Annotated in this window: 26 protein-coding genes; 16 read left to right on the top strand and 10 right to left on the bottom strand. The window is 68.5% G+C overall.

Annotated features, from left to right (window positions below):
* Positions 1 to 44: 44 nt before the first annotated feature.
* Positions 45 to 1,262: a molybdopterin molybdotransferase MoeA gene (locus tag ABI214_RS22290; RefSeq protein WP_348604631.1), complete on the bottom strand. Its 1,218-nt coding sequence runs from the start codon at positions 1,260 to 1,262 to the stop codon at positions 45 to 47.
* A 61-nt stretch (positions 1,263 to 1,323) separates the two neighbouring features.
* Between ABI214_RS22290 and moaA the strand changes: the two genes are divergently transcribed.
* Both moaA and ABI214_RS22300 read left to right on the top strand, forming a co-directional pair.
* Positions 1,324 to 2,418: a GTP 3',8-cyclase MoaA gene (gene moaA, locus ABI214_RS22295; RefSeq protein WP_348604632.1), complete on the top strand. Its 1,095-nt coding sequence runs from the start codon at positions 1,324 to 1,326 to the stop codon at positions 2,416 to 2,418.
* Positions 2,411 to 2,704, top strand: coding sequence for a MoaD/ThiS family protein (locus ABI214_RS22300; protein ID WP_348604633.1), 294 nt, complete (start codon positions 2,411 to 2,413; stop codon positions 2,702 to 2,704). Before moaA ends, ABI214_RS22300 begins: the two co-directional genes overlap by 8 nt.
* 6 nt (positions 2,705 to 2,710) lie before the next feature.
* Here the strand turns inward: ABI214_RS22300 and ABI214_RS22305 are convergent, their stop codons facing one another.
* A complete protein-coding gene (locus ABI214_RS22305) occupies positions 2,711 to 3,472 on the bottom strand; it encodes an SDR family oxidoreductase (RefSeq protein WP_348604634.1) in 762 nt (253 codons plus the stop codon).
* A gap of 27 nt (positions 3,473 to 3,499) precedes the next feature.
* The gene (gene nadE / locus ABI214_RS22310; protein ID WP_348604635.1) at positions 3,500 to 4,348 is read right to left on the bottom strand and encodes an ammonia-dependent NAD(+) synthetase; all 849 of its coding nucleotides are present in this window, start codon (positions 4,346 to 4,348) and stop codon (positions 3,500 to 3,502) included.
* 100 nt (positions 4,349 to 4,448) lie between these two features.
* On the opposite strand from nadE, the gene ABI214_RS22315 reads away from it, so the two are divergent.
* Complete coding sequence (locus ABI214_RS22315) at positions 4,449 to 5,003, top strand: nucleosidase (RefSeq protein WP_280761376.1); 555 nt, start codon at positions 4,449 to 4,451, stop codon at positions 5,001 to 5,003.
* A gap of 7 nt (positions 5,004 to 5,010) precedes the next feature.
* Here the strand turns inward: ABI214_RS22315 and ABI214_RS22320 are convergent, their stop codons facing one another.
* Entirely contained in the window at positions 5,011 to 5,832 is an 822-nt protein-coding gene (locus ABI214_RS22320; protein WP_348604636.1) for an META domain-containing protein, read from the bottom strand.
* A gap of 9 nt (positions 5,833 to 5,841) precedes the next feature.
* The gene (locus tag ABI214_RS22325; protein WP_348604637.1) at positions 5,842 to 6,465 is read right to left on the bottom strand and encodes a TetR/AcrR family transcriptional regulator; all 624 of its coding nucleotides are present in this window, start codon (positions 6,463 to 6,465) and stop codon (positions 5,842 to 5,844) included.
* Between the two features lie 92 nt (positions 6,466 to 6,557).
* Here ABI214_RS22325 and ABI214_RS22330 point away from each other — a divergent pair, with 92 nt between their 5' ends.
* On the top strand, positions 6,558 to 7,121 hold the full coding sequence (locus ABI214_RS22330; RefSeq protein ID WP_348604638.1) for an NADPH-dependent FMN reductase: 564 nt from the start codon (positions 6,558 to 6,560) through the stop codon (positions 7,119 to 7,121).
* 87 nt (positions 7,122 to 7,208) lie between these two features.
* Here ABI214_RS22330 and ABI214_RS22335 read toward each other — a convergent pair whose 3' ends face one another.
* The gene (locus ABI214_RS22335) at positions 7,209 to 8,102 is read right to left on the bottom strand and encodes a siderophore-interacting protein (protein ID WP_348604639.1); all 894 of its coding nucleotides are present in this window, start codon (positions 8,100 to 8,102) and stop codon (positions 7,209 to 7,211) included.
* A 555-nt stretch (positions 8,103 to 8,657) separates the two neighbouring features.
* Between ABI214_RS22335 and nrdH the strand changes: the two genes are divergently transcribed.
* From nrdH to nrdF, 4 genes are read left to right on the top strand one after another with little or no spacing between them, the layout of a single operon-like run.
* Positions 8,658 to 8,891 carry a glutaredoxin-like protein NrdH gene (gene nrdH / locus ABI214_RS22340; protein WP_348604640.1) on the top strand — a complete coding sequence of 78 codons (234 nt, stop codon included), beginning with the start codon at positions 8,658 to 8,660 and terminating at the stop codon, positions 8,889 to 8,891.
* Between the two features lie 54 nt (positions 8,892 to 8,945).
* Complete coding sequence (nrdI, locus tag ABI214_RS22345; protein WP_348604641.1) at positions 8,946 to 9,404, top strand: class Ib ribonucleoside-diphosphate reductase assembly flavoprotein NrdI; 459 nt, start codon at positions 8,946 to 8,948, stop codon at positions 9,402 to 9,404.
* Positions 9,362 to 11,548 (top strand): class 1b ribonucleoside-diphosphate reductase subunit alpha, encoded by a 2,187-nt coding sequence (gene nrdE / locus ABI214_RS22350; protein WP_348604642.1) that lies wholly within the window; start codon positions 9,362 to 9,364, stop codon positions 11,546 to 11,548. The genes nrdI and nrdE overlap by 43 nt, the downstream gene beginning before the upstream one ends.
* A 34-nt stretch (positions 11,549 to 11,582) precedes the next feature.
* On the top strand, positions 11,583 to 12,557 hold the full coding sequence (gene nrdF, locus ABI214_RS22355) for a class 1b ribonucleoside-diphosphate reductase subunit beta (RefSeq protein WP_348604643.1): 975 nt from the start codon (positions 11,583 to 11,585) through the stop codon (positions 12,555 to 12,557).
* A 78-nt stretch (positions 12,558 to 12,635) separates the two neighbouring features.
* Here the strand turns inward: nrdF and ABI214_RS22360 are convergent, their stop codons facing one another.
* Positions 12,636 to 13,136 (bottom strand): RDD family protein, encoded by a 501-nt coding sequence (locus ABI214_RS22360; protein WP_348604644.1) that lies wholly within the window; start codon positions 13,134 to 13,136, stop codon positions 12,636 to 12,638.
* Positions 13,137 to 13,286: 150 nt separating this feature from the next.
* Here ABI214_RS22360 and ABI214_RS22365 point away from each other — a divergent pair, with 150 nt between their 5' ends.
* Positions 13,287 to 13,673 carry a VOC family protein gene (locus ABI214_RS22365; protein ID WP_348604645.1) on the top strand — a complete coding sequence of 129 codons (387 nt, stop codon included), beginning with the start codon at positions 13,287 to 13,289 and terminating at the stop codon, positions 13,671 to 13,673.
* Between the two features lie 15 nt (positions 13,674 to 13,688).
* On the opposite strand, the gene ABI214_RS22370 is transcribed toward ABI214_RS22365, so the two are convergent.
* The 3 genes from ABI214_RS22370 to ABI214_RS22380 are packed head-to-tail and all read right to left on the bottom strand — an operon-like array spanning position 13,689 to position 16,245.
* On the bottom strand, positions 13,689 to 14,165 hold the full coding sequence (locus tag ABI214_RS22370) for an NUDIX hydrolase (RefSeq protein ID WP_348604646.1): 477 nt from the start codon (positions 14,163 to 14,165) through the stop codon (positions 13,689 to 13,691).
* Between the two features lie 9 nt (positions 14,166 to 14,174).
* Positions 14,175 to 15,188, bottom strand: coding sequence for an ABC transporter substrate-binding protein (locus ABI214_RS22375; protein WP_348604647.1), 1,014 nt, complete (start codon positions 15,186 to 15,188; stop codon positions 14,175 to 14,177).
* A 49-nt stretch (positions 15,189 to 15,237) separates the two neighbouring features.
* Complete coding sequence (locus ABI214_RS22380; RefSeq protein ID WP_348604648.1) at positions 15,238 to 16,245, bottom strand: ABC transporter substrate-binding protein; 1,008 nt, start codon at positions 16,243 to 16,245, stop codon at positions 15,238 to 15,240.
* A gap of 361 nt (positions 16,246 to 16,606) precedes the next feature.
* On the opposite strand from ABI214_RS22380, the gene ctaD reads away from it, so the two are divergent.
* The 7 genes from ctaD (at position 16,607) to ABI214_RS22415 (ending at position 24,217) form a co-directional block, all read left to right on the top strand.
* Positions 16,607 to 18,343, top strand: a complete 1,737-nt coding sequence (gene ctaD, locus ABI214_RS22385; protein WP_348604649.1) for an aa3-type cytochrome oxidase subunit I — start codon at positions 16,607 to 16,609, stop codon at positions 18,341 to 18,343.
* A gap of 141 nt (positions 18,344 to 18,484) precedes the next feature.
* Complete coding sequence (gene serB / locus ABI214_RS22390; RefSeq protein WP_348604650.1) at positions 18,485 to 19,711, top strand: phosphoserine phosphatase SerB; 1,227 nt, start codon at positions 18,485 to 18,487, stop codon at positions 19,709 to 19,711.
* Positions 19,708 to 20,457, top strand: a complete 750-nt coding sequence (locus tag ABI214_RS22395; protein WP_348604651.1) for a peptidyl-tRNA hydrolase — start codon at positions 19,708 to 19,710, stop codon at positions 20,455 to 20,457. The genes serB and ABI214_RS22395 overlap by 4 nt, the downstream gene beginning before the upstream one ends.
* A 59-nt stretch (positions 20,458 to 20,516) precedes the next feature.
* Positions 20,517 to 21,347: an ABC transporter ATP-binding protein gene (locus tag ABI214_RS22400; RefSeq protein ID WP_348604652.1), complete on the top strand. Its 831-nt coding sequence runs from the start codon at positions 20,517 to 20,519 to the stop codon at positions 21,345 to 21,347.
* A 149-nt stretch (positions 21,348 to 21,496) separates the two neighbouring features.
* The gene (locus tag ABI214_RS22405; protein ID WP_348611928.1) at positions 21,497 to 22,315 is read left to right on the top strand and encodes an NUDIX hydrolase; all 819 of its coding nucleotides are present in this window, start codon (positions 21,497 to 21,499) and stop codon (positions 22,313 to 22,315) included.
* 9 nt (positions 22,316 to 22,324) lie between these two features.
* Positions 22,325 to 23,104, top strand: coding sequence for an enoyl-CoA hydratase/isomerase family protein (locus ABI214_RS22410; protein WP_348604653.1), 780 nt, complete (start codon positions 22,325 to 22,327; stop codon positions 23,102 to 23,104).
* Between the two features lie 129 nt (positions 23,105 to 23,233).
* Positions 23,234 to 24,217 carry a class I SAM-dependent methyltransferase gene (locus tag ABI214_RS22415; protein ID WP_348604654.1) on the top strand — a complete coding sequence of 328 codons (984 nt, stop codon included), beginning with the start codon at positions 23,234 to 23,236 and terminating at the stop codon, positions 24,215 to 24,217.
* The last annotated feature ends 2 nt before the right edge of the window (positions 24,218 to 24,219 follow it).

The raw sequence follows: 24,219 nt of genomic DNA on the forward strand, positions 1-24,219 counted from the left end.
TTCGCCGTCGAGGTGGCTCAGTTCGCTCGTGTTGTACTCGGTCACTACAGGGGCCACACCTTCACTCGTTCGCCCGCCGCCAGGGAGGTCACCTCGGTGGGCAGATCAATCAGGACATCGGCCCACGCCAGCGCCGCCACGAGGTGCGAGCCCGGACCGGAGACCACCTCGACACCGGAGTCGGTGCGCCGGCCGCGCAGGAACTGGCGTTTGCCCGGCACCGACGTGACGTCGTGGGCGAGGACGGCGTCCTCGCGGGGGATCGGCGGCAGCCCGCCCGCCCGGCGCAGCAGCGGACGCAGGAACACCTCGAACGACACCATCGTGCTGACCGGGTTCCCGGGGAACGTCAGGACCGGGATCTCGTCGACCAGCGCCAGGCCCTGAGGCCCGCCCGGCTGCATCGCGACCCGGCCGAAGCGTGCGCCGAGTTCGGTGAGGACGTCCTTGACCACCTCGTAGTCGCCCATCGAGACCCCACCGGACGTGATCACCAGTTCGGCCCGCGCGACCGCGCGCCGCAGCGCCGCGCGGAAGGCGTCGGGTTCGTCGCTGCTACGGTCCACGACCGCGACCTCGGCACCGTCGGCCCGCAGGCTCGCTGCCAGCGCGGGTCCGTTGGAGTCGTAGATCTGGCCGGGGCGCGGGGTGGTGCCCGTGTCGACCAGTTCGGCTCCCGTCGTGAGGACCGCGACCCGCGGGCGGGTCCGCACCGCCACCGAACTCAGCCCGACCGCCGCCAACACCCCCAGGTGGCGGGGCTCGAGCACGGTCCCGGCGGGCAGCAGCAGCATGCCGGTGCGCACGTCGCTGCCGCGGTCGCGGACGAAGTCGCCGACGCCGCGCGACCGCTGCACCGTCACCTTCCCGTCCGACACCTCGGTGTCCTCCACCGGCACAACGGCATCCGCGCCCTCGGGCATCACCGCCCCGGTCATGATCCGCACCGCGGTCCCCGGTACGTGCGGCGCCGGCTCGGCCGGTCCGGCGGGCACCATCGCCACGATCGGCAGCGTCGCGGGGACGGAGCCGATCGACGCGGCATCGACCGCGAATCCGTCCATCTGCGAGTTCCGGAACAGCGGCAGGTCGAGGGGGGAGGAGACGTCGTACGACAGGACCCGGCCCAGCGCGTCGTCGAGTCGGACGGTCTCGGACGGCCGGGTCAGGAGTGGGCCGAGCAGTTCGGTCACGTCGGCGGCGTGGTCCGCGACGGATCGTGCGGTGCTTCCCTGGCCTGAGTGCCGCTGCGCCTGTGCCATGAGTGCCAATCCTAGGCATCTTCGCTGCACCCGGGAGCCGGGACGGCGGCATACTTGGGGGATGGTGACGGCGACGCGAACGCGAACGGTGGTGGACGTGGGCATTCCCGCGGTGCCGTCGGCGTCGAGCGCCCCGACGGTGCCTTCCGTGGACGGACGCCCCGATGTGCCCGAACTGGTGGACGGTTTCGGGCGGATCGCCCGGGATCTGCGGGTGTCGATCACCGAGAAATGCTCGCTGCGTTGCACGTACTGCATGCCGGCCGAGGGGCTGCCGGCGATTCCGTCGCAGCAGTTGCTGACCGCCGCCGAGATCGTCCGGCTGGTCGGCATCGCGGTGCACCGGCTGGGGGTCCGGGAGGTCCGGTTCACCGGTGGCGAGCCGCTGATGCGCCGCGATCTCGAGACCATCGTCGCCGGCTGCGCGGCGGCCGTGCCGGGGACCCCGCTGTCGATGACCACCAACGCGGTCGGTCTCGAACACCGCGCCGACGCGCTCGCCCGCGCCGGGCTGTCCCGGGTCAACGTCTCGCTGGACACGATCGACCGGCACCACTTCGCCGAGCTCACTCGTCGCGACCGCCTGGACTCGGTGCTCGCCGGGATCCGGGCCGCGCAGGGCGCCGGGCTCGCACCGCTGAAGATCAACGCGGTGTTGATGTCCGAAACGCTCGACGGGGCGGCCGATCTGCTGCAGTGGTGCCTCGAGGCGGGCTGCGGGCTGCGGTTCATCGAGCAGATGCCGCTCGACGCCGACCACGAGTGGGCCCGCGAGAACATGGTGGACGCGCGAAGCCTGCTCGACGTGCTCGGGCGCCGCTTCGAGCTGCGCGAGGTGGGCCGGGAGGACCCGTCCGCGCCCGCCGAGGAGTGGCTGGTCAACGGCGGTCCCGCGACGGTGGGGATCATCGCGTCGGTGACCCGCTCGTTCTGCGCGGACTGCGACCGCACCCGCCTCACCGCGGAGGGGACCGTCCGGTCGTGCCTGTTCAGTGACCGCGAGGTGGATCTGCGCGGCGCGCTGCGGACCGGGGCCGGCGACGAGGAGCTCGCGCAGCTGTGGCGGGCCGCGATGTGGAACAAGTGGGCCGGGCACGGCATCAACGCGGCGGGATTCGTTCCCCCGCAACGCAGTATGGGAGCGATCGGTGGCTGAGGTGTCGGGGACGTCCGGGGTATCGGTCCGCGAGTCGGTGTGCACCGTCGAGGTGCGCTACTTCGCGGCGGCGGCTGAGGCCGCCGACCGGACGGAGGAGACGCTCTCGTTGCCGGCGGGTGCCGATCTCGCGGATCTGCAGGCGGCGCTCGCCGACCGCTACGGCGAACGCATGGAGAAGATCCTCGGGGTGGCGGCCTACCTCGTCGACTCCGAGCTCACCCGCGACGTGGCCTGTCCGGTCGGCGCGCAGGTGGACGTCCTGCCGCCGTTCGCGGGCGGGTGAGCCGGGTCAGCGCCGCGCCAGCCACTGCTCGAACGTGACGGTGCCGAACGTCTTGTCCGGAACCAGGTTCCAGCCGTTGCGCCAGAATTCGCCCATGTAGCCCGGGATGCGGATGTCCGTCACCCGGCCGCGCGTGCCCGTGGCGGCCTTCCACGCGGTGGCCATCTCGCGCATCGTGAGGACCTCGGGGCCGCCCACGACGGTCGGCTCGGTCGAGGGCCCCTGCTCCGCCGCGTCGACGAGTGCCCGGGCCACGTCGGAGGTGTCGATCGGCTGGAACCGGGTGTAGGTGAAGGCGGGAACGATCCCGATCCGGGCGAAGGGCGCGCAGATCATGGGGACGAACTCGTGGAACTGCGTCGCCCGCACGATGCGAGTCGGCAGCGGCGCGTCCCGGTAGAGCCGCTCCTGGCGGGTCTTGGCCCGGTAGTACGTGAACCGCCCGCGGTCGACGTTGACGATGGACAGCAGGACCGCGTGCGAGACGCCCGCCGCCGCGGCCGCCGACAGCAGGTTCCTCGCGCCCAAGCTGAAAACGTCACGGGCGCGTCGTGTCTTGCCGTCGGTGGTGTCGATGACGATGTCGACGCCGTCCAGTGCCGCGGCGAGTCCGTCTCCGCTCACCAGGTCGCCGACCACGTGCCGGGTGCCGTCGCTGGCGCCGCCGCGGCGGCTGAGGACGCGCACCGAGGCTCCGCGCCGCACCAGTTCGGCCACCACAGCCCGGCCCGCGACCCCCGTCCCGCCTGCAACCAGATATGTCGTCATAGCGTCCCCCTGTCCATCAGGACCTCGTCAGTGTTGTTCGCGCCACCACGTGTCGAGCGGCGTCACCGGCACCGAACGCTTGTGCCGGGTGTTGCGGTACATCCACTCCAGCTTGTCGGCGATGTCGCTGGTCACGTCCTTGCCCTCGAGGTAGTCGTCGATCTGCTGGTACGTCACCCCGAGCGCCACCTCGTCCGGGAGCGACGGGCGGTTGTCCTCGAGGTCCGCCGTCGGCACCTTCTGCCACGTACTCTCCGGCGCCCCCAGCTCGCCCAGCAGAGCGGCGCCCTGGCGCTTGGTCAGACCCGTCAGCGGCGTCACGTCCACACCACCGTCGCCGTACTTCGTGAAGAATCCGGTGAGGGCCTCGGCGGCGTGATCGGTGCCGACCACGAGGTAGCCGAGCTCGCCGGCGATCGCGTACTGGATCATCATGCGTTCGCGCGCTTTGATGTTGCCGCGCACGAAGTCTCGCAACCGGTCACCGTCGTCGAGGAGATCGTGCATGGCCTGCGACGCCTCGGCGATGGTCGCATCGGCGCCCGGCTTGACGTTGACGGTCAGCGAGCGGTCGGGCGCGATGAACTTCAGCGCCACCTGCGCGTCGTCCTCGTCGAACTGGGTGCCGTACGGCAGCCGCACCGCGATGAATTCGGCGACGTGTCCCTCCGCACGCAGCTTCTCGGCGGCCAGCTGGATCAGGCGTCCCGCGAGGGTGCTGTCCTGCCCGCCGCTGATTCCGAGCACGAAGCCCCGGGCCGGGGTGGACCGCAGATAGTCCGCGAGGAAGTCCACGCGCCGTCGAATCTCGGCGGCGGGGTCGATCGTCGCCTGGACGCCGAGTTCCTCGATGATCTGTGCGCGTGGAATCGCCATGGCAGAACTGTAGCGTCGGGTGCTCGACGCCGTGAACAGTCACGGCAGGATGTGACCAGGGCGCCCCGACGGCGCCGGACCAGAACTCGGGAGACCCTTCATGAACAGCACCGGCATCCTCGTGGTGAGCGCCACCAGGGAGGAGGCGGCGCATGTGCCGGACGGCCTGGACGTCGTCGTCACCGGCATCGGCAAGGTCGCGGCGGCGGTCGCGGTCACCCGCGCCCTCGCGCAGTACCCTCCGGAACGCCTGCCGTTCGTGGTCAACATCGGAACCGCGGGTGCCCTGCACGCCCACCACGGCGGCCTGTACGTGCCGTCGGCGGTGCTCAACCACGACATCAGCAGCGCGGTGCTGAGGTCGCTCGGTCACCCCGTGCTCGACGTGATCGACCTCGACGACGGGGACGGCACGGTCCTGGCGACGGGTGACTCGTTCGTCTCCGACGCGCAGGTCCGGGACGCCCTGGCGGCGCGGGCCGATCTGGTCGACATGGAGGGCTTCGCCATCGCGTACGCGTGTGCGCAGCTCGGCGCGCGGTGCCGACTGGTCAAGCACGTCAGCGACCACGCTGACGACTCCGCGATGGACTGGCCCGCGCAGGTGGACGCGAGCGCCCGTGTGCTCGCCGACTGGCTGCGCGCCGCGCTGTAGCGGCGGGTCAGTTCCCGCGCAGCTGCAATCCGGTGCCGTCGGGCCGCGTCAGCGCCATGGTGGGACCGTCGACGGCGTAGGTGACCTCGCCGTCGAGGACGTGCAGCACCGCCCGTTCGACATCGGCGACGTCGCCGGGACACGCGACCCGGGTGGTCGCGAGCTTGCCGAACGTGATGGTGCTGTCGCCGACCCGGACGGGGCCGCTGAAGCGGTTGCATCCGGTGGAACCGGTGGCTTGGCCGTCCTGGCCGATCGTCAGCGACGGGGCCGAGGTCTCGATCGCGGTCGACGTCACGACCGCGTCCGGAGTGATCAACGACTCGACCAGCCAGGTGGTCCCGACGACGGGGCGATCCGGTTCGGCGGTCTTCTTGTCCGCGAGGGTGACGGTGATGTTCGGCGATGCGAGCGTGAGGATGTCGTCGGTCAGCGTCCACGCCGGCTGCGCGGCGAACAGGTCCGTCATCCACTTGTCGGCTCCGGCGAGGTCGCCGGGGCAGGCCATCATGGTGGTCGCGATCGGGCCGGTCTTCACGGTGCCGCCGCCGAGGTCGACGCTGCCCACGCCGCGGTTGCAGCCGGCGCTCATGGCGATGTGATCCCGCTCCGGGAAAGCAACCTCGAGCGGGCCGCCGCCGGGGATCGTCGATCCGGTCACGGACGTCGAGAGGAACGTCCGGCCCCACAGCGCGTCGGCGGGCGAGGCGGGAGTCGACGCCGCCGACGTCTCGGCGGTGGAACCGGCGTCGGCACCGTCGGCCGTGTCGCCGCACGCGGTCAGCGTGGCGGCACACAGGAGGGCGAGAGCGACCGGAAGCGTGCGCATGGCCACACCCTATCCGGAGGCGCGGCTCGTACCGGTGATCCTGCGCGCCAGGTCCTCCCAGCTGTCGGCGACGCGTCGGTGCGGCATCCCGGCGACGCGGATCTGGTGCAGCACCAGGCTCGCTTCCAGCGGCGCGAGCAGTGCGGCGCCCAGCAGTTCGACGTCGCCGTCGACGCCCGCGTCGGTGAGCAGGGTCACGATGTGCCGCAGGCTCACGGCGCGTGCGGGGTTCGAGTAGCGGAACTCGGGGGAGTCCTCCGCCGCACGCAGCACGTCGCCCTGCACGGTCACCATGTCGAGTCGGGCGCGTCCGAACGCGATCAGCCGGACGATCGGGTCCGCTCCGGGGCCGAGCGGCGGGGGACCGAACATGAACGCCTGCTGCAGCTCGCGCTCGGTGTGGTCGAGCAGCGCGTTCATCAGGCCCGAGCGGCTTCCGAACCGTCGGAACACGGTGCCCTTGCCGACGCCGGCCTTCGCCGCGACGGCCTCCATCGTGACCGCGTCCACGCCCCGTTCGGCGACGAGTTCGGCCGCCGCGTCGAGGAGGAGTCGCCGATTGCGGGCGGCGTCACATCGCTCGGGGATCTCGGCGTCCACCAGCGGAAGCAGGGGGCTGTTCACGCAACGCATCGTAGCCCAGCGGGAATACAAGTGGACCGCGGTCCGTTTGTGGTGCTATACCTGTTGCAGCTTCAACTATCGCACCACGAAGGAATCCCGTCATGTCTGACACCCGCGTTCTCGTCCTGGTCGGCAGCCTGCGCGCCGGCTCCGTCAACCGTCAGGTCGCCGAGACTGCCGCAGCCGTCGCCCCCGAGGGCGTCGAGCTGACGATCTTCGAAGGCCTGGGCAACCTGCCCTTCTACAACGAGGACGTCGACGTCCCCGGCGCCACGATCGCCGGTGTCGACGAACTGCGTGCCGCGGCCGCCGAGGCCGACGCCCTGCTCCTGGTCACCCCGGAGTACAACGGCACCGTTCCCGCCGTCCTGAAGAACGCCATCGACTGGCTCTCGCGTCCCTACGGCGCCGGCGCCGTCAAGGACAAGCCGGTCGCCGTCATCAGCGCCTCCCCGAGCCCCAACGCCGCGAAGTGGGCGCACGACGACACCCGCAAGGCCCTCGGCGTCGCCGGCGGCAACGTCCTCGCGGCCGAGCTGTCCATCGGCGGCACCATCCAGAAGTTCGGCGACCAGCACCCGCGTGAGAACGCCGAGGTCGCCCAGCAGGTCGGCGCCGTCGTCGCCGCCCTCGTCGACGCGTCCAAGGCGCTCGTCAGCGCCTGATCCCTCGGATCACCCGCGGCGTCCGGCCGAATGTCACATGCGTTCAATCCAACTGAACGCGTGTGACATTCGGTGTTTCGGGGACGGTTACAGCCCGGCCTGATCCATCGCTGCGTCAACGGCGTCGCGGACCGCGGCGAAGTCGCCGCCCGCCGCCAGCGCCGTGGTCTGGGCCGCCTCGATCCGCTCGCGCACCTGCTCGTAGCGAGCGGTCCACGCCTCCTTGTGGGCGCGCCAGTACCCGATGACGTCGTAACGCTCGGTCGGCCAGCCCAGTTCGTGCCGCAGCCAGCGGCGCACCTCACGCGAGTGCCCCGCCTCGCCGGCGAACCAGACGTACCCGAGGCCGCCGGGGTGGACCCACTTCCCGGCGGTGCTCGCGAGGGCGCTCGGGCCGACGCCGTTGCCCGACCCGTGCACCCACGTGTAGGTGACGTCGCCGGCCGTCTCGAGGTGCTGTTCGTCGGCGGCCGTCGTGACCTCGGCCACCACGTGCACGCGGGTGCCGGGCGCGAGTTCCTCGACGATGCGGCCCACCGCGGGCAGCGCGGTCATGTCCGCGATCAGGAGTTGCCACGCGGTCCCGGCGGGCGGCCGGTACCAGCCCGACGCCGTCGTCACCCCGAGGACCTGGCCAGGCCGCGCCTGCATGGCCCACCGCACCGCTGCGCCGCCGTCGTGGACCGCGAAGTCGATGTCCATCTCGCAGGTCTCGGCGTTCCAACGCCGGACCGTGTAACTGCGCATCTCGGGCCGTGGCCCGTCCGCGGGGTAGTCCAATACGTCGCCGATCGGCTGCGGCTGCGGCGGCCGATCCTCGCCGTAGTCCGGGAACACGACGAGAAGGCGCTCGTCGGGGTCGCCGCTCGAGACGAATCGCGTCAGGTCGCCACCGGACAGTGTGATCCGCTGCATGTTCGGCGTGACACGTGCGACGCGCGACACTGCCGCGAAGCAGTAGGGGTTCGGGGTCGAGGGCACGGGGCAACCCTGGCACAGCGCGCCGGTCGCAGTGCCGCCGGCCGGAGTGCGGTTATCGTTCAGTTAACGCCCGATCGGGGGTGTCGACGGGCATCGTCGTGCGGGTTCCGTTCCCCGTTCCGCGTGTCGCGCTTCGGCGTGTCGTTTGCGGGCGGGCGATCTCGACGCGCGTGACGTGCGCCGGAGTCCTGGTGGCCGCGCGGAACGACGCACGGGGGAGCGCCGCGGACTCGGTGGGCGGGGTGCGCGCGCCGACCTGGGCCCCTCGCTGCGCGGCGCGGCGGATGTGCCGGAAATCACGGCCGAACCTGTGACCCGCGACACGCCGAAGGCCTCCTGAATCGATCCCTCCGCGGGGTGTCGACCTGGGAATTCCACGAGTGCAACTCACAAGATCTCGCGCTGTGCGTATCTGTCGGCCACAAGGTGTAGTGTCTACACAGCCGAGGGGGCACAACGGGAACGAAACGGATCCCGGGTTCGAGATGAGGCCCAATCCTCGGCGTGAACAGTGCACAACCAAAGCTCGTCAGGCCGTTGGAAAGAGGGACCAATATGAGCATCACCGTCTACACCAAGCCCGCCTGCGTTCAGTGCAATGCCACCTACCGCGCCCTCGACAAGGCCGGTCTCGAATACGACGTCGTCGACATCTCCGAGAGCCCCGAAGCGCGTGACTACGTGATGGCGCTCGGATACCTCCAGGCCCCCGTCGTGGTGGCCGGTGACGATCACTGGTCGGGCTTCCGTCCGGACCGCATCAAGGACCTCACCGCAAACGCTGCTTGAGCCGCCGCGCGGCGGTGCCGCGGGGATGATCCACGAATGAAATGGTGAATGCCGATGGCTTCGCTGGTGTACTTCTCCAGCGTCTCGGAGAACACACACCGATTCGTTCAACGACTCGGTGTCCCCGCTACGCGTATTCCAATTCACGACCGTGAAGGCACGTTCGAAGTCGACGAACCGTACGTCCTGATCCTGCCCACCTACGGTGGTGGGACCACGGCGATGGGTCGCGACACGAGCTACGTGCCCAAGCAGGTCATCAAATTCCTCAACAACACGCACAATCGCTCCCTCATCCGAGGGGTGATTGCTGCCGGCAACACGAACTTCGGCGAGTCCTACTGCTACGCGGGGAACATCGTTTCCCAGAAGTGTCGGGTCCCGTACCTGTACCGCTTCGAACTGATGGGGACAGCCGAGGACGTCCAGGCTGTCCGCGACGGCCTCGAACAATTCATGGAGAGTGAACAGTGGCACCGACCATCACAGATTCAGCCCCGTCTGGGAGTGTAGAGCGCGCTGCGGCACGACCCGACGCGTCGGCGGGAGAGCTGGACTACCACGCGCTCAACGCGATGCTGAACCTGTACGGCCCGAACGGGGAGATCCAGTTCGAGAAGGACCGTGAGGCGGCCAACCAGTACTTCCTCCAGCACGTCAACCAGAACACGGTCTTCTTCCACAACCTGGACGAGAAGCTCGACTACCTGGTCAAGGAGAACTACTACGAGCCCGAGGTGCTCGACCAGTACTCGCGCGAGTTCGTGAAGTCGCTCATCGACCGCGCGTACGCGAAGAAGTTCCGCTTCCCGACGTTCCTCGGTGCCTTCAAGTACTACACCTCCTACACCCTCAAGACGTTCGACGGTAAGCGCTACCTCGAGCGTTTCGAGGACCGCGTCTGCATGGTCGCCCTCACCCTCGCCGCCGGTGACGAGACCCTCGCGACCGAACTGGTCGACGAGATCATCGCCGGACGCTTCCAGCCGGCGACCCCCACGTTCCTCAACTCCGGCAAGAAGCAGCGCGGCGAGCCCGTCTCGTGCTTCCTGCTGCGCATCGAGGACAACATGGAGTCCATCGGTCGCTCCATCAACTCGGCGCTGCAGCTGTCCAAGCGCGGCGGCGGAGTTGCGTTGCTGCTCAGCAATGTTCGTGAGCACGGCGCCCCGATCAAGAAGATCGAGAACCAGAGCTCGGGCGTCATCCCGATCATGAAGCTGCTCGAGGACTCGTTCTCGTACGCCAACCAGCTCGGTGCCCGTCAGGGTGCCGGCGCGGTGTACCTGCACGCCCACCACCCGGACATCTACCGGTTCCTCGACACCAAGCGCGAGAACGCGGACGAGAAGATCCGCATCAAGACGCTGTCGCTGGGCGTCGTGATCCCGGACATCACGTTCGAGCTCGCGAAGAAGAACGAGGACATGTACCTGTTCTCGCCGTACGACGTCGAGCGCATCTACGGTGTGCCGTTCGCGGACGTCAACGTCAGCGAGAAGTACCACGAGATGGTCGACGACAAGCGGATCCGCAAGTCGAAGATCAAGGCGCGCGAGTTCTTCCAGACCCTCGCCGAGCTGCAGTTCGAGTCGGGCTACCCGTACATCATGTTCGAGGACACGGTGAACCGGGCGAACCCGATCGAGGGCAAGATCACGCACTCGAACCTGTGCTCGGAGATCCTGCAGGTCTCGACGCCGTCGACGTTCAACGACGACCTGTCCTACAGCCATGTCGGCAAGGACATCTCGTGCAACCTCGGCTCGCTGAACATCGCGCTGACGATGGACTCGCCCGACTTCGCGAAGACGATCGAGACCTCGATCCGTGCGCTCACCGCCGTCTCGGACCAGACGCACATCTACTCGGTGCCGTCGATCGAGCAGGGCAACAACGACTCTCACGCGATCGGCCTGGGGCAGATGAACCTGCACGGCTACCTCGCTCGTGAGCGGATCCACTACGGCTCCGAAGAGGGCGTCGACTTCACGAACATCTACTTCTACACGGTCGTGTTCCACGCGGTCCGTGCGTCGAACGAGATCGCGAAGGAGCGCGGCACCCACTTCAAGGGCTTCCCGCAGTCCAAGTACGCGTCGGGCGAGTACTTCGACAAGTACACCGACCAGGTGTGGGAGCCCGCCACCGAGCGGGTGCGTCAGCTGTTCGCCGACGCCGGCGTGCACATCCCGACGCAGGACGACTGGCGCGAGCTCAAGGCGTCGGTGCAGAAGTACGGCATCTACAACCAGAACCTGCAGGCCGTCCCGCCCACCGGATCGATCTCGTACATCAACAACTCCACCAGCTCGATCCACCCGGTCGCCGCGAAGATCGAGATCCGCAAGGAAGGCAAGATCGGTCGCGTCTACTACCCGGCGCCCTACCTGACCAACGACAACCTGGAGTACTACCAGGACGCGTACGAGATCGGGTACGAGAAGATCATCGACACCTACGCCGCTGCCACGCAGCACGTCGACCAGGGCCTGTCGCTGACGCTGTTCTTCAAGGACACCGCGTCCACGCGTGACGTCAACCGCGCGCAGATCTACGCGTGGCGCAAGGGAATCAAGACGCTGTACTACATCCGCCTGCGTCAGATGGCACTCGAGGGCACCGAGGTCGAGGGTTGCGTCTCGTGCATGCTGTGACGGTAGTGAAGAGCTTGAACGAAGTGAGGGAATCGTGAGCGAGAAGATCAAGCTGGTCAGTCGCGTGTCGGCGATCAACTGGAATCGCGTGCCCGACGACAAGGACGCCGAGGTGTGGGACCGCCTCACCGGCAACTTCTGGCTGCCGGAGAAGGTGCCGGTGTCCAACGACATCCAGTCGTGGGCCACTCTCACGCCGAACGAGCAGCAGCTCACGATGCGCGTGTTCACCGGCCTGACGCTGCTGGACACCATCCAGGGCACCGTCGGCGCCGTGAGCCTGATCCCCGATGCGGTCACCCCGCACGAGGAGGCCGTGCTCACCAACATCGCGTTCATGGAGTCAGTGCACGCGAAGAGCTACTCGCAGATCTTCTCCACGCTGTGCACCACCCGGGAGATCGACGACGCGTTCCGCTGGTCGGAGGAGAACCCGAACCTGCAGCGCAAGGCGCAGATCGTCCTCGACTACTACAAGGGTGACGACCCGCTCAAGCGTAAGGTCGCCTCGACGCTGCTCGAGTCGTTCCTGTTCTACTCGGGCTTCTACCTCCCGATGTACTGGTCGTCGCGCGCCAAGCTCACCAACACGGCCGACATGATCCGCCTGATCATCCGCGACGAGGCCGTGCACGGCTACTACATCGGCTACAAGTACCAGCGCGGACTCGAGCAGATCACCGAGGCCGAGCGCGAGGAGCTCAAGAACTACACGTTCGAGCTGCTGTTCGAGCTGTACGACAACGAGGTCGAGTACACGCAGGACCTGTACGACGAGGTCGGGCTCACCGAGGACGTTAAGAAGTTCCTGCGCTACAACGCCAACAAGGCGCTGATGAACCTCGGCTACGAGGGCCTGTTCCCGAAGGACGAGACGGACGTCAACCCGGCGATCCTGTCCGCCCTGTCGCCGAACGCTGACGAGAACCACGACTTCTTCTCGGGGTCCGGTTCGAGCTACGTCATCGGCAAGGCCGTCAACACCGAGGACGAGGACTGGGACTTCTAGTTCCGGACCACCCGCTGTGGCCGAATGTCACATCCGTTCAGACCAACTGAACCGGTGTGACATTCGGCCTTCGGCGTTTCAGAGGGCGGTTCGGAGGGCCACGACGTCGCGGCGCCTCACGACGGTCGGCCCGTTGTCGTAGTCGCTGGTCCAGGGGCTGCTCGAGATCGTCGCCACGAAGTCGAGCGCCCCCAGGAGCCACCACTTCAGCAGGTAGCCGAGCGTCGGCCACTGCCCGTCGGACGGGCGGATCACGCACAGGCCGAACAGCGCCTTGCCGAGGGTCGTGTGCACGATCCGCTGGGCGACGACGCGCTGCAGCAGCGACGCGGCGATCCAGCCGATGACCAGAGCCGGCGCCGCCCAGTCCGCGACGGCGGGGATGTCCAGGAACACGGTCATCGCGACAAGGCCGACCACGATGTGCAGGAGCCAGTCGAACGCAAACGCGATCACCTCGCGCAGTTGGCGTGGCGACGGATAGCGAGGGTCGCCCGAGTCGCCGTGTTTGTCTGGAACCTCCCCATGCGTCGGCGCCGTGTCCGGGGTGGTGCTCGCGTCGAACCCTGGTGTGGTCACCGGAGAAGGGTGCCGGATCGAGCCGTGAAAGGCAATGGGGGGAGCGGGGTTTCGGCCGGGGCATTGTGGTCGTCGGGGCGCGGCGCCTACTGTCGAATCAGTGCAACTCAGCCGACGAGACGACACCTACGAAGATTCGAGGAGACGGCAATGAGTGGTCGAGTAGTGCATTTCGAGGTCCCGTTCGACGACGGTGACCGGGCCCGCAACTTCTACCGGCAGGCGTTCGGCTGGAACCTCACCGAGATGCCCGAGATGAAGTACACCGGCGTGGCTACCGGGCCCGTCGCGGAATCGGGGATGCCCGCCGAGCCGGGGTACATCGGGGGCGGCATGTTCGAGCGTGCGGAGCAGTCCCCGACCGGTCCGGTGATCACCGTCAACGTCGACGACATCGACGCGGCGCTGGCCAAGATCGAGTCGTTGGGCGGCGCGACGGTCTCGGCGAAACAACCGGTGGGGGAGATGGGGTTCGCCGCCTACTTCCGGGACACCGAGGGCAACGTCATGGGGCTGTGGGAGACGGCGCAGGGCTGAGCCCTCCCTGAGTGTTCAGTCCCGAGCGAACCACGTTCGTTGGTCGTCGCGCAGCGCAGTCGCGATGCGCCGCTTCGACGACGCGGTCATGTCGGACGGCAGGGCGTCGGGGGAGAACCACCGCACGTCGAGATTCTCGTCGTCGGCGACGCGGGCCTCACCGGACACGACGCGGGCGACGAAGCACACGTCGAGGTATGCGGCGATGTCGCCGTTGGGATAGGTGACGGGGCCGGCGGCGCCGACGCTGACGACGCGCACCAGTTCCGCCTCGAGCCCGGTCTCCTCGCGGATCTCCCGCAGTATTGCCGGGCCGGGCTCCTCGCCGGGTTCGAGGATCCCGGAGACGACGGCCCACAGGCCGTTGTCGGCACGCCGGGTGAGGAGAAGTCGGCCGTCGTCGTCGCGGAGGACTGCGCTGACGCCGGGCAGCCACAGCGGGGCGTGCCCGACGTGTTCCCGTAGCGCCGCAACGAATTCCGGTACCGGCATCGAAGACTCCTAGCTGACGTACCCGTTGAGGCTTTCCTGCAGGTCGGTGAGGACGGCGCGAGCCGCGACGACCCCGTTGCCGGCGTTCCACACCTCGTCGTCGACCGCGAAGACGCGGCTGTCGGTGACCGCCCCGAGGTCGTGCCAGGCGTCGGAGTCCATCACCGACGTGCCGTGCTCGAGGCCGCCCGGCCCGTCGAAACTGACGTAGATGAGGTCGCCCTCCGCGTCGGCGAGGTCGTCGATGTCCTTCGACGCCACCTCGATCCGCTGGTAGGCCGGACGCTGGACGTTCGCGTCCGCGAGTACCTGACCGGAGAACGACCCGGGGCTCTCGATCGCCATCGCGTCGGACCGGAACCGGATCACGGAAGCCTGCGTCTGGCGCGCGTTGATCTCGGTGCCGATCCGTGCGGCGTCCGCGGTGTACGCGTCGAGTGCCTGTTGCGCCGCACCGGACCGTCCGAGCGCCTTGCCGGACGCGAGGAACCGTGACTTCCACTGGACCGGGTCGTCGCCGACGAAGACGGTGGGCGCGACGGTCTTCAGACGTTCGGCGAGCTCCGGGGAGGCTGGCGCCGATCCGAGGATCAGGTCCGGCGCCGCCTTCGCGATCTGGTCGATGTCGGGCGCAGACTCCGGACCGACGCTGGGCAGCAACGAGATTCCGGTGCCGAAATACGCCGGCTGTGGGGTCTCACCGGGTGATGTGGCCGCACCGACCACCCGTTCCCACAGGCCCAGTGCACACACCGAATCCATTGCGGCGCTGTCGAGCACGACGATGCGGTGCGGATCGGGGGCACCCGGATCGGCCGGGGTGGGGGTGGCGCAGGCGGCGCGGGTGTCGCGTTCGACGCTGACGACACCCGCGCCCGCGATCTTGGTCGTGGTCCGCACGATGGTGCTCGCGTCGTCGTTCGTCGAGTCTCCGCAGCCGGTGAGTCCCACGAGGACCGCCGACGCTGCGATCACGGCGACGGTGGCGCGGCGGACGGTGCGGACGGGCTGGGAACTGGACAATGCGACGACTTCCTGTTCGGCGAGCGCGGCGTGTGCGGGCCGATCCAGGTTAGCCGTTGTGCGGGTCGACCCCGAACGTCTGCGCGAGGTCGTCGAGGATCTTGTGCGCGCCCTGGATGCTGACCGGCGTCATCCACATGGCGTCGTCGACGTCCACGGTGCGGCCCTTCAGGGTTCCCCACAGCGGGTTCTGCAGAAAGGCCTGCGCGGCGTCGAGCGACTTGCCGGCCGGATCCTCGTAAGTCGCGACGAAGATGAGGTCCGCGTCGGCGTCGTTGATCCGCTCGGGACTGATCGCGTTCATGATGCTGCCGGCGTCCGCGGGATCGGGTCCCTGGCTGTCCGGACGCGCGAGTCCCGCGTCGGCCAGCACGATGCCGCTGAACGATGTCGTCCGGTAGAGGCGCGCCGTCGGCTCGCCGGCGAAACGCACGACCGAGATCGTCGGGTTGTTCGCCTGGGCATTGATCTCGTCGCCGATAGCTCTGGCACGCGCCTCGTATTCGCCGATCTTCCGCTCGGCCTGATCGTCCTTGCCGAGCGCCCGCGCGACGAGGCGGATGTTGTCCTTCCACGTCGGGCCGGTCGACTGGGAGAACACCGTCGGCGCGAGAGCGGACAGCGCCTCGTAGTTCTTCCCGTCGCGCACCTCGGCCGACAGGATCAGATCGGGCTGGAGTTCGGCGACCTTCTCGAGGCTCGCGTTCGACACCCTGCCGACCGAGACGGCGTCCGCCGCGTAGTCCGCGCGGGCGTCGCCGAGGTAGTCGGGCAGGCCCTGCTCGCGGTAGTCGACGTATCCGACGAGCGGCGACTCGAGCAGTAGGACGGCATCGGCGTAGCTGTTGTCGAGGGTGACGATGCGCTGCGGCTGCGTGTCGATTTTCGCGACTCCGCGGAAGTGTTCGACGGTCCGCGGGAACCCGTCGGACGCCGCCGACGTTGTCTCGTCGGTGTCTGTGGTGGTTTCGGAGGACGAACAGCCGGTGAGCGCGAGGCTGACGGCCACGCCCACCGCGGCGAACGAGGTGAGGGCGCGTCGGGACGTTCTGGGCACGAGTGGAGGCTCCCAAATCGATAAGGTAAGGCTGGGGTAAGTAAGGAGAACCTTAACAACATTCTGAGTGGCATTCGGCGGCGCTGCCGATGAAGGGCGCGCACGGTCCCGGGTCGGACATGCTCGACACGCCGCATCGCGGTGCGTTGCATGGGCGGTCGGGGACTAAAGTCCTGCTCGCGGCCCTATGGGTCGGTGCCGGAAGGGCCCGTGTACGACAGGGAGTAGGACCCGGTCCACGGGGCTCGAAAGCACCGTCTACGATTCGATGAGCGCAAGCCAGAGAACGTCTGCCTCGAGCACAGGGGTGGGGGTTCGGAGCGAGCCTGCGGAGCGACCAAGGGCACATTCAGGAGGATCAGTGACTGCCGTAGCGCCCCAGCCAGTCCCAGAGATAGCAGCGAGGCCGTACCCGCCGCGGCAGGGACCCAAGGGCTCGTTCATTTACAAGATGGTTACGACCACCGATCCCAAGGTGCTCGGGATCATGTACCTGGTCACCTCGTTCGCGTTCTTCCTCATCGGCGGCCTGATGGCCCTGCTGATGCGTACCGAGCTCGCGGTTCCTGGCCTGCAGTTCCTGTCGAACGAGCAGTTCAACCAGCTGTTCACGATGCACGGCACGATCATGCTGCTGCTGTACGCGACCCCGGTCGTGTTCGGCTTCGCGAACTACATCGTCCCGCTGCAGATCGGCGCCCCCGACGTGGCGTTCCCGCGTCTGAACGCGTTCAGCTACTGGCTGTACCTGTTCGGCGCGATCATCACCACGGCCGGCTTCATCACCCCGGGTGGTGCCGCCGACTTCGGTTGGACCGCTTACACCCCGCTGACCAGCTCGCTGCACTCGCCGGGCATGGGCGCCGACCTGTGGATCATGGGTCTCGCCGTCGCCGGCCTGGGCACCATCCTCGGTGGCGTCAACTTCATCACCACCATCGCCTGCCTGCGTGCCCCCGGCATGACGATGTTCCGCATGCCGATCTTCACGTGGAACATCCTGATCACCAGCGTCCTCATCCTGCTGGCGTTCCCGCTGCTGACGGCCGCCTTCATGGGTCTGTTCGTCGACCGTCACCTCGGTGGCCACATCTTCGACCCGGCGACCGGTGGCGTCCTGCTGTGGCAGCACCTGTTCTGGTTCTTCGGTCACCCCGAGGTGTACATCATCGCGCTGCCGTTCTTCGGCATCGTCTCGGAGATCTTCCCGGTCTTCTCGCGTAAGCCGATCTTCGGTTACAGCGGCCTGGTCTACGCCACCATGGGCATCGCGGCCCTGTCGATCGCCGTGTGGGCGCACCACATGTACGCCACGGGCGCGGTTCTGCTGCCGTTCTTCTCGTTCATGACGTTCCTCATCGCGGTCCCGACCGGTGTGAAGTTCTTCAACTGGATCGGCACCATGTGGAAGGGTCAGTTGACCTTCGAGTCGCCGATGCTGTTCTCCGTCGGCTTCCTGGTGACGTTCCTCTTCGGTGGTCTGTCCGGCGTTCTGCTCGCGAGCCCGCCGATCGACTTCCACGTCACCGACTCGTACTTCGTGATCGCGCACTTCCACTACGTGCTCTTCGGCACCATCGTGTTCGCCACCTACGCGGGTATCTACTTCTGGTTCCCGAAGATGACCGGCCGCATGATGGACGAGCGCCTCGGCAAGTGGCACTTCTGGACCACGTTCATCGGCTTCCACAGCACGTTCCTCGTCCAGCACTGGCTCGGTGCCGAGGGCATGCCGCGCCGCTACGCGGATTACCTCCCCAGCGACGGTTTCACCACGCTGAACACGATCTCCACGATCGGCTCGTTCATCCTGGGCGCCTCGACGCTGCCGTTCCTGTGGAACGTCTTCAAGAGCTACCGCTACGGCGAGGTCGTCAAGGTCGACGACCCGTGGGGCTACGGCAACTCGCTCGAGTGGGCCACCAGCTGCCCGCCGCCGCGGCACAACTTCACCGAGCTGCCCCGGATCCGTTCGGAGCGCCCGGCCTTCGAGCTGCACTACCCGCACATGGTCGACCGCATGCGCGCCGAGGCTCATGTCGGACCCGGCCACGGCGGCAAGAACGCCACCGCGGTCCTGGAGGACAGCAAGGTCTAGCGGACCGGAAGGTCTCTGCACTACCGGAAGGCCCCGCCCGAATCTCGGGCGGGGCCTTTCCGTTGCCGTCGCCCTCACTTGGCAGAATGGGGGGCGGTATTTCTTCCACGTTGTTCGAGTTCAAACGAACGGAGTTACTCGGTGGGTGCGTCAGACGCCACTGTTCTGGTGACGGTTACTGGTCCGGACAGGCCCGGCGTGACGTCGGTGCTCTTCGCTGCGTTGTCGCGTCACGACGTGAGCCTCCTCGACGTCGAGCAGGTGGTGATCCGGGGCCGGCTCACCCTCGGCGTCCTCGTGCAGTGCCCCACCGACCCCGAGTCCCTCCAGGAGGAGCTCGAGGAAGCCATGGACACCGTGGGCATGAACGTCGAAGTCGAGATCGGTGCCGACCCGGCGGCGCGCCAGCAGGTGTCGACGCACGCCGTCGTCGTTCTCGGCAGCCCCGTCAGTGCGCGGGCGTTCCGTTCGCTGTCGCGTGAACTGGCCCGGCAGGGCGCCAACATCGATTCGATCCGCGGCATCGCCGACTACCCGCTCACCGGCCTCGAACTGATGGTGACGGCGGCGAGCGTCGGCGCCGAAGCCGACGCCCAGCTGCGGGCGGGCCTCGCGGAGGTCGCCGCTGGTGAGAACGTCGACGTGGCCGTCGAGCGCGGCGGCCTGGCCCGGCGCGCCAAGCGTCTGATCGTCTTCGACGTCGACTCCACCCTCGTGCAGGGCGAGGTCATCGAGATGCTCGCGGCCCGGGCCGGCGTCGAGGACGAGGTCCGCGCCGTGACCGAGGCTGCGATGCGCGGTGAGATCGACTTCACCGAATCCCTCAACCAGCGTGTCGCAACCCTCGCCGGGCTCGACGCGTCCGTCATCGACGACGTCGCCGCCGATCTGCAGCTCACGCCGGGTGCGCGCACCACGATCCGGACCCTGCGCCGACTCGGCTACCACTGCGGCGTCGTGTCGGGCGGCTTCCGCCAGGTGATCGAGGGGCTCGCGCACGAACTCGAACTCGACTTCGTCCAGGCCAACACACTCGAGATCGTCGACGGCAAGCTCACCGGCCGCGTCGTCGGCGACGTCGTCGACCGCGCCGCCAAGGCCACCGCGCTGCGCAAGTTCGCGGCCGAGGTCGGTGTTCCCATGGAGCAGACCGTCGCGGTGGGTGACGGCGCCAACGACATCGACATGCTCACCGCCGCCGGTCTCGGTGTCGCGTTCAACGCGAAGCCGGCGCTGCGCGAGGTGGCCGACACCGCGCTCTCGCACCCGTTCCTCGACGCGGTGCTGTTCGTGCTCGGCGTCAGCCGCGACGAGGTCGAGGCCGCCGACGCGGTCGACGGTGTCGTGCGGCGCGTGCCGATCCCATGACCCTGACGGGGGACGGCTTCGCGGCACGTCACGCCGTGCTGGCCGCCGGGTACGGCAACCGTCCGGACCCGGCGGATCCCGCGCAGGTGCTGGCGATGCCGATCGTGCTGCACATCCCCAAGGTCGAGCCGCCCGCGCGCAGCGCCCTGCTGGCCGCGGCGGCGTCGGCGACCGTCGCGCTGTGCCTCGACGACCGCGTCGGACCCGACCCGGACGGGACACCCGGACCGTGGCAGCATGCGCTGCGCGAGTGGACCGACGCCCGCATCCGCAAGGTGGCCCGGCGGGCCCGCGGCGCGCAGTGGCTCGCCGCGCAGGACATCGACGGCGTGACCGTCGACGTCGACGGTGCCCAGGCGCGGGCGCTGGTGCCGGGACGGGTCGGTGACCTGGACCCGCGGATCAGGAAGCTGCAGATCGGCGGCACCGATCTCGACCACGACGAGCCCGGGCAGGTCCCGGACGGGACGCCCACGCTGTGGGTGAACGCCGCGCTCGGCATGACCGTCGGCAAGGCCGCCGCGCAGGTCGGCCACGCGTCGATGCTCCTGGCCGGTGCGATGTCGACCGAGCAGGCCCTCGCGTGGGCGGCCGACGGCTACTGCTGCGCCGTCCGGGACGCCGACGAGCAGGCTTGGGCCGCGCTGTGTGACGAAGTCGCCGCCGGCCGGGCGATCGCGGTGCGCGACGCCGGGTTCACCGAGGTGGCGCCCGGTTCGATGACGGTGATCGCCCCGGTTCGCTGAGCCGGCAGCCGACACGCAGGTCCGGTCCAGTCGGCGCCGTGGAAATCCCGTACGGGAAGATGGTCGCTGTGTCGGAACCAGATCCTGATCTCCTCATCGATTTCGAAGATGTCCTGATTCGCCGGGGCGGAGCGACCCTCGTCGGCCCGGTTTCCTGGAAGGTGGAGCTCGACGAGAAGTGGGTCGTGCTCGGCCCCAACGGCGCGGGCAAGACATCCCTGCTGCGCATCGCCGCCGCCGAGGTCCACCCCACGGCCGGTGTCGCCCGGCTGCTCGGCGAGACCCTCGGTCGCGTCGACGTCACCGAGCTTCGTCCGCGGATCGGCCTGTCGTCGTCGGCGCTCGCGCACCGTGTTCCGGCCGACGAGGTTGTGAAGGATCTGGTGGTCTCGGCCGGTTACGCCGTGCTCGGCCGGTGGCGCGAGCAGTACGAGAACATGGACACCGAGCGTGCGGTCGAGATGCTCGAGAGCCTCGGTGCCGAGCACCTCGCCGACCGCACCTATGGGACGCTGTCGGAGGGCGAGCGCAAGCGCGTGCTCATTGCCCGTGCCCTGATGACCGATCCCGAACTGCTGCTGCTGGACGAGCCGGCGGCCGGCCTCGACCTCGGTGGCCGCGAGGAACTCGTCGCACGCCTGGGCGATCTCGCGGCCGACCCCGATTCACCGGCGACCGTGCTGATCACGCACCACGTCGAGGAGATCCCGCCGGGCTTCACGCACGCGCTGCTGCTCTCCGAGGGGCGGGTCGTCTCGCAGGGTCTGCTCGACGACGTCATCACGGCCGAGAACCTCAGCGAGGCGTTCAGCCAGTCGATCAGCCTCGACCGTGTCGACGGCCGGTACTTCGCCCGCCGCACGCGCCACCCCGGTCTGCATCGGGCCTGACTCGGTCGCAGGCGATCCCGCGACACGCGGAGCCTTCCGCGCGATGGGACTGGTGGTGAGGCGTCCGTCACTCGGGGCGTAGGTTCCCCGGTATGGGAACTACTCGAGAGTCGGGCGCCTCCTCCTCCGGCGCCGCGCAGCAGGCCGGAATGTTCGACCGGACGCAGACAGCGTCCACTGCTCCCGCGCCGAAGGACGCCTCGACCGTGATGCTCGTCCGCGACGCGGAGTCGGGCGTCGAGGTGTTCCTGCTCCGCCGGGTCGCCGGGATGGCGTTCGCCGGCGGCATGACCGTGTTCCCCGGCGGTGGCGTCGACCCCAGCGACAGCGTCGCCGACGTCCGCTGGGCGGGTCCGCCGCTGTCGTGGTGGGCGGATCGGTTCGGCGTCGACGAGCCGCGTGCCAAGGCACTCGTGTGTGCGGCGGTGCGTGAGACGTTCGAGGAGTGCGGAGTTCTGCTCGCCGGGCCCACCGAGGACACCGTCGTGGCCGACACCAGCGGCTACGCGGAGGCGCGTCGTCAGCTCGAGTCGCGGGAGCTGTCGTTCGCGGACTTCCTCGCGCGGGAGAACCTCGTCCTGCGCACGGACCTGCTGCGTCCGTGGGCCAACTGGATCACCCCCGTCCAGGAGGGGCGGCGCTACGACACCCGCTTCTTCGTCGCGGTCCTGCCCGAGGGCCAGCAGGCCGACGGGGAGACGTCGGAGGCGGCCGAGGTCGCGTGGCGGACGCCTGCCGCCGCGGTCGACGATTGGCGCGCGAAACGCAGCGTCCTGCTGCCGCCGACGTGGCGTCAGCTGGCGACGCTCGGCCAGTTCGACAGCGTCGACGCGATTCTCGCTGCCGAGCAGGAGATCTCGCCGATCCTGCCGGAATTGAGCTTCGTCGACGGCAATCCGCGCGTCTCGTTCCCGGGTGACGAGGGCTACTACGACACCGGAGCGTTGCCCTGGGGTACCGACAAGTAAGTTGGTCACATGGCTGAGTTTGTGACCCTCGAGGTTTCCGAAGGTATCGGCACCATCCGTCTGGCGCGTCCCCCGATGAACGCCCTGAACCGTCAGGTGCAGGAGGAGATTCGGGCGGCGGCGCGTCAGGCGACCGTCGATCCGGAGGTCAAGGCCGTCGTCGTCTACGGCGGCGAGAAGGTGTTCGCCGCCGGCGCCGACATCAAGGAGATGATCGAGCTCGACTTCGTCCAGATGAGCGAGATCGTCGCCGAGCTGCAGTCGGCGCTGGGTGCCATCGCGGACATCCCGAAGCCGACGGTCGCCGCGATCACCGGCTACGCGCTCGGTGGCGGCCTCGAGGTCGTCCTCGGTGCGGACCGACGCATCGCCGGCGACAACGTCAAGCTCGGCGTCCCGGAGATCCTGCTGGGCATCATCCCCGGTGGCGGTGGCACGCAGCGCCTCGCGCGCCTCGTGGGCCCGGCCAAGGCGAAGGACATGGTCTTCACGGGCCGCTTCGTCGGCGCGGAGGAGGCCCTGCAGATGGGCCTGATCGACGAGATGGTCGCCCCCGACGAGGTGTACAACGCCGCTCGCAAGTGGGCGTCGCAGTTCACGGGTGCGGCGAGCCGCGCGCTCGCGGCCGCGAAGGCCGCGATCGACGAGGGCCTCGACACGGACCTCGCGACCGGTCTGAAGATCGAGCAGCACCTGTTCGCGTCGCTGTTCGCGACCGACGACCGTGCCATCGGCATGCAGTCGTTCGTCGAGAACGGTCCCGGCAAGGCGAAGTTCACCGGCAAGTAGAGCTCACCGCGATTTGCGCACTTGTCGGCGTTTCCGGTCGTCCGGAACCGCGGCAAGTGCGCAGATCGGGCCCTGTGAGGCCCAAAACTAGAACTTGTTCATTCCTTACCGTTGGGTAGGATTCCCTGCATGACTGCAAGCCCGAATGACGGGATCGATCCCGCGCCGAACCCGCACGCAACCGCCGAAGAGGTCGAGGCTGCGCTGAAGGACACGAAGCTCGCCCAGGTCCTGTACCACGACTGGGAAGCCGAGACCTACGACGACAAGTGGTCGATCTCGTACGACGAGCGCTGCATCGACTACGCGCGCGGCCGGTTCGACGCCGTCGCCGGCGACCAGCCGTTGCCGTACGAGCGGGCGCTCGAACTGGGCTGCGGCACGGGCTTCTTCCTGCTCAACCTGATGCAGGGCGGCGTCGCCAAGACCGGTTCGGTCACGGACCTGTCGCCGGGCATGGTGAAGGTCGCGATGCGCAACGCCGAGAACCTGGGACTCCCGGTCGACGGCCGCGTCGCCGACGCCGAGACGATCCCGTACGAGGACGACACCTTCGACCTCGTGGTCGGGCACGCGGTGCTGCACCACATCCCGGACGTCGAGCAGTCGCTGCGCGAGGTCCTGCGGGTCCTCAAGCCGGGCGGTCGCTTCGTGTTCGCCGGTGAGCCGACGACGATCGGCAACTTCTACGCGCGCTGGCTCGGCCGCGCGACGTGGGCCGCGACGACGAACATCACCAAGCTGCCGTTCCTGTCGGACTGGCGTCGTCCGCAGGCCGAGCTGGACGAGTCGTCCCGGGCCGCCGCGCTCGAGGCGGTCGTCGACCTGCACACGTTCGATCCCACCGATCTCGAGAACATGGCCAAGTCGGCCGGTGCGGTCGAGGTCCACGCCGCGACCGAGGAGTTCGCCGCCGCCATGCTGGGCTGGCCGGTGCGCACCTTCGAGGCGGCGGTCCCGGAGGGCAAGCTCGGCTGGGGCTGGGGCAGGTTCGCGTTCAACGGCTGGAAGACCCTCAGCTGGCTGGACGAGAAGGTGCTGTGCCACGTCGTTCCGCGCGGGTTCTTCTACAACGTCATGATCACCGGTGTGAAGCCGGGCGTCACCGACTGAAC

This window comes from Prescottella soli (genome assembly GCF_040024445.1).
GTDB classification, from domain to species: Bacteria; Actinomycetota; Actinomycetes; order Mycobacteriales; family Mycobacteriaceae; genus Prescottella; species Prescottella soli.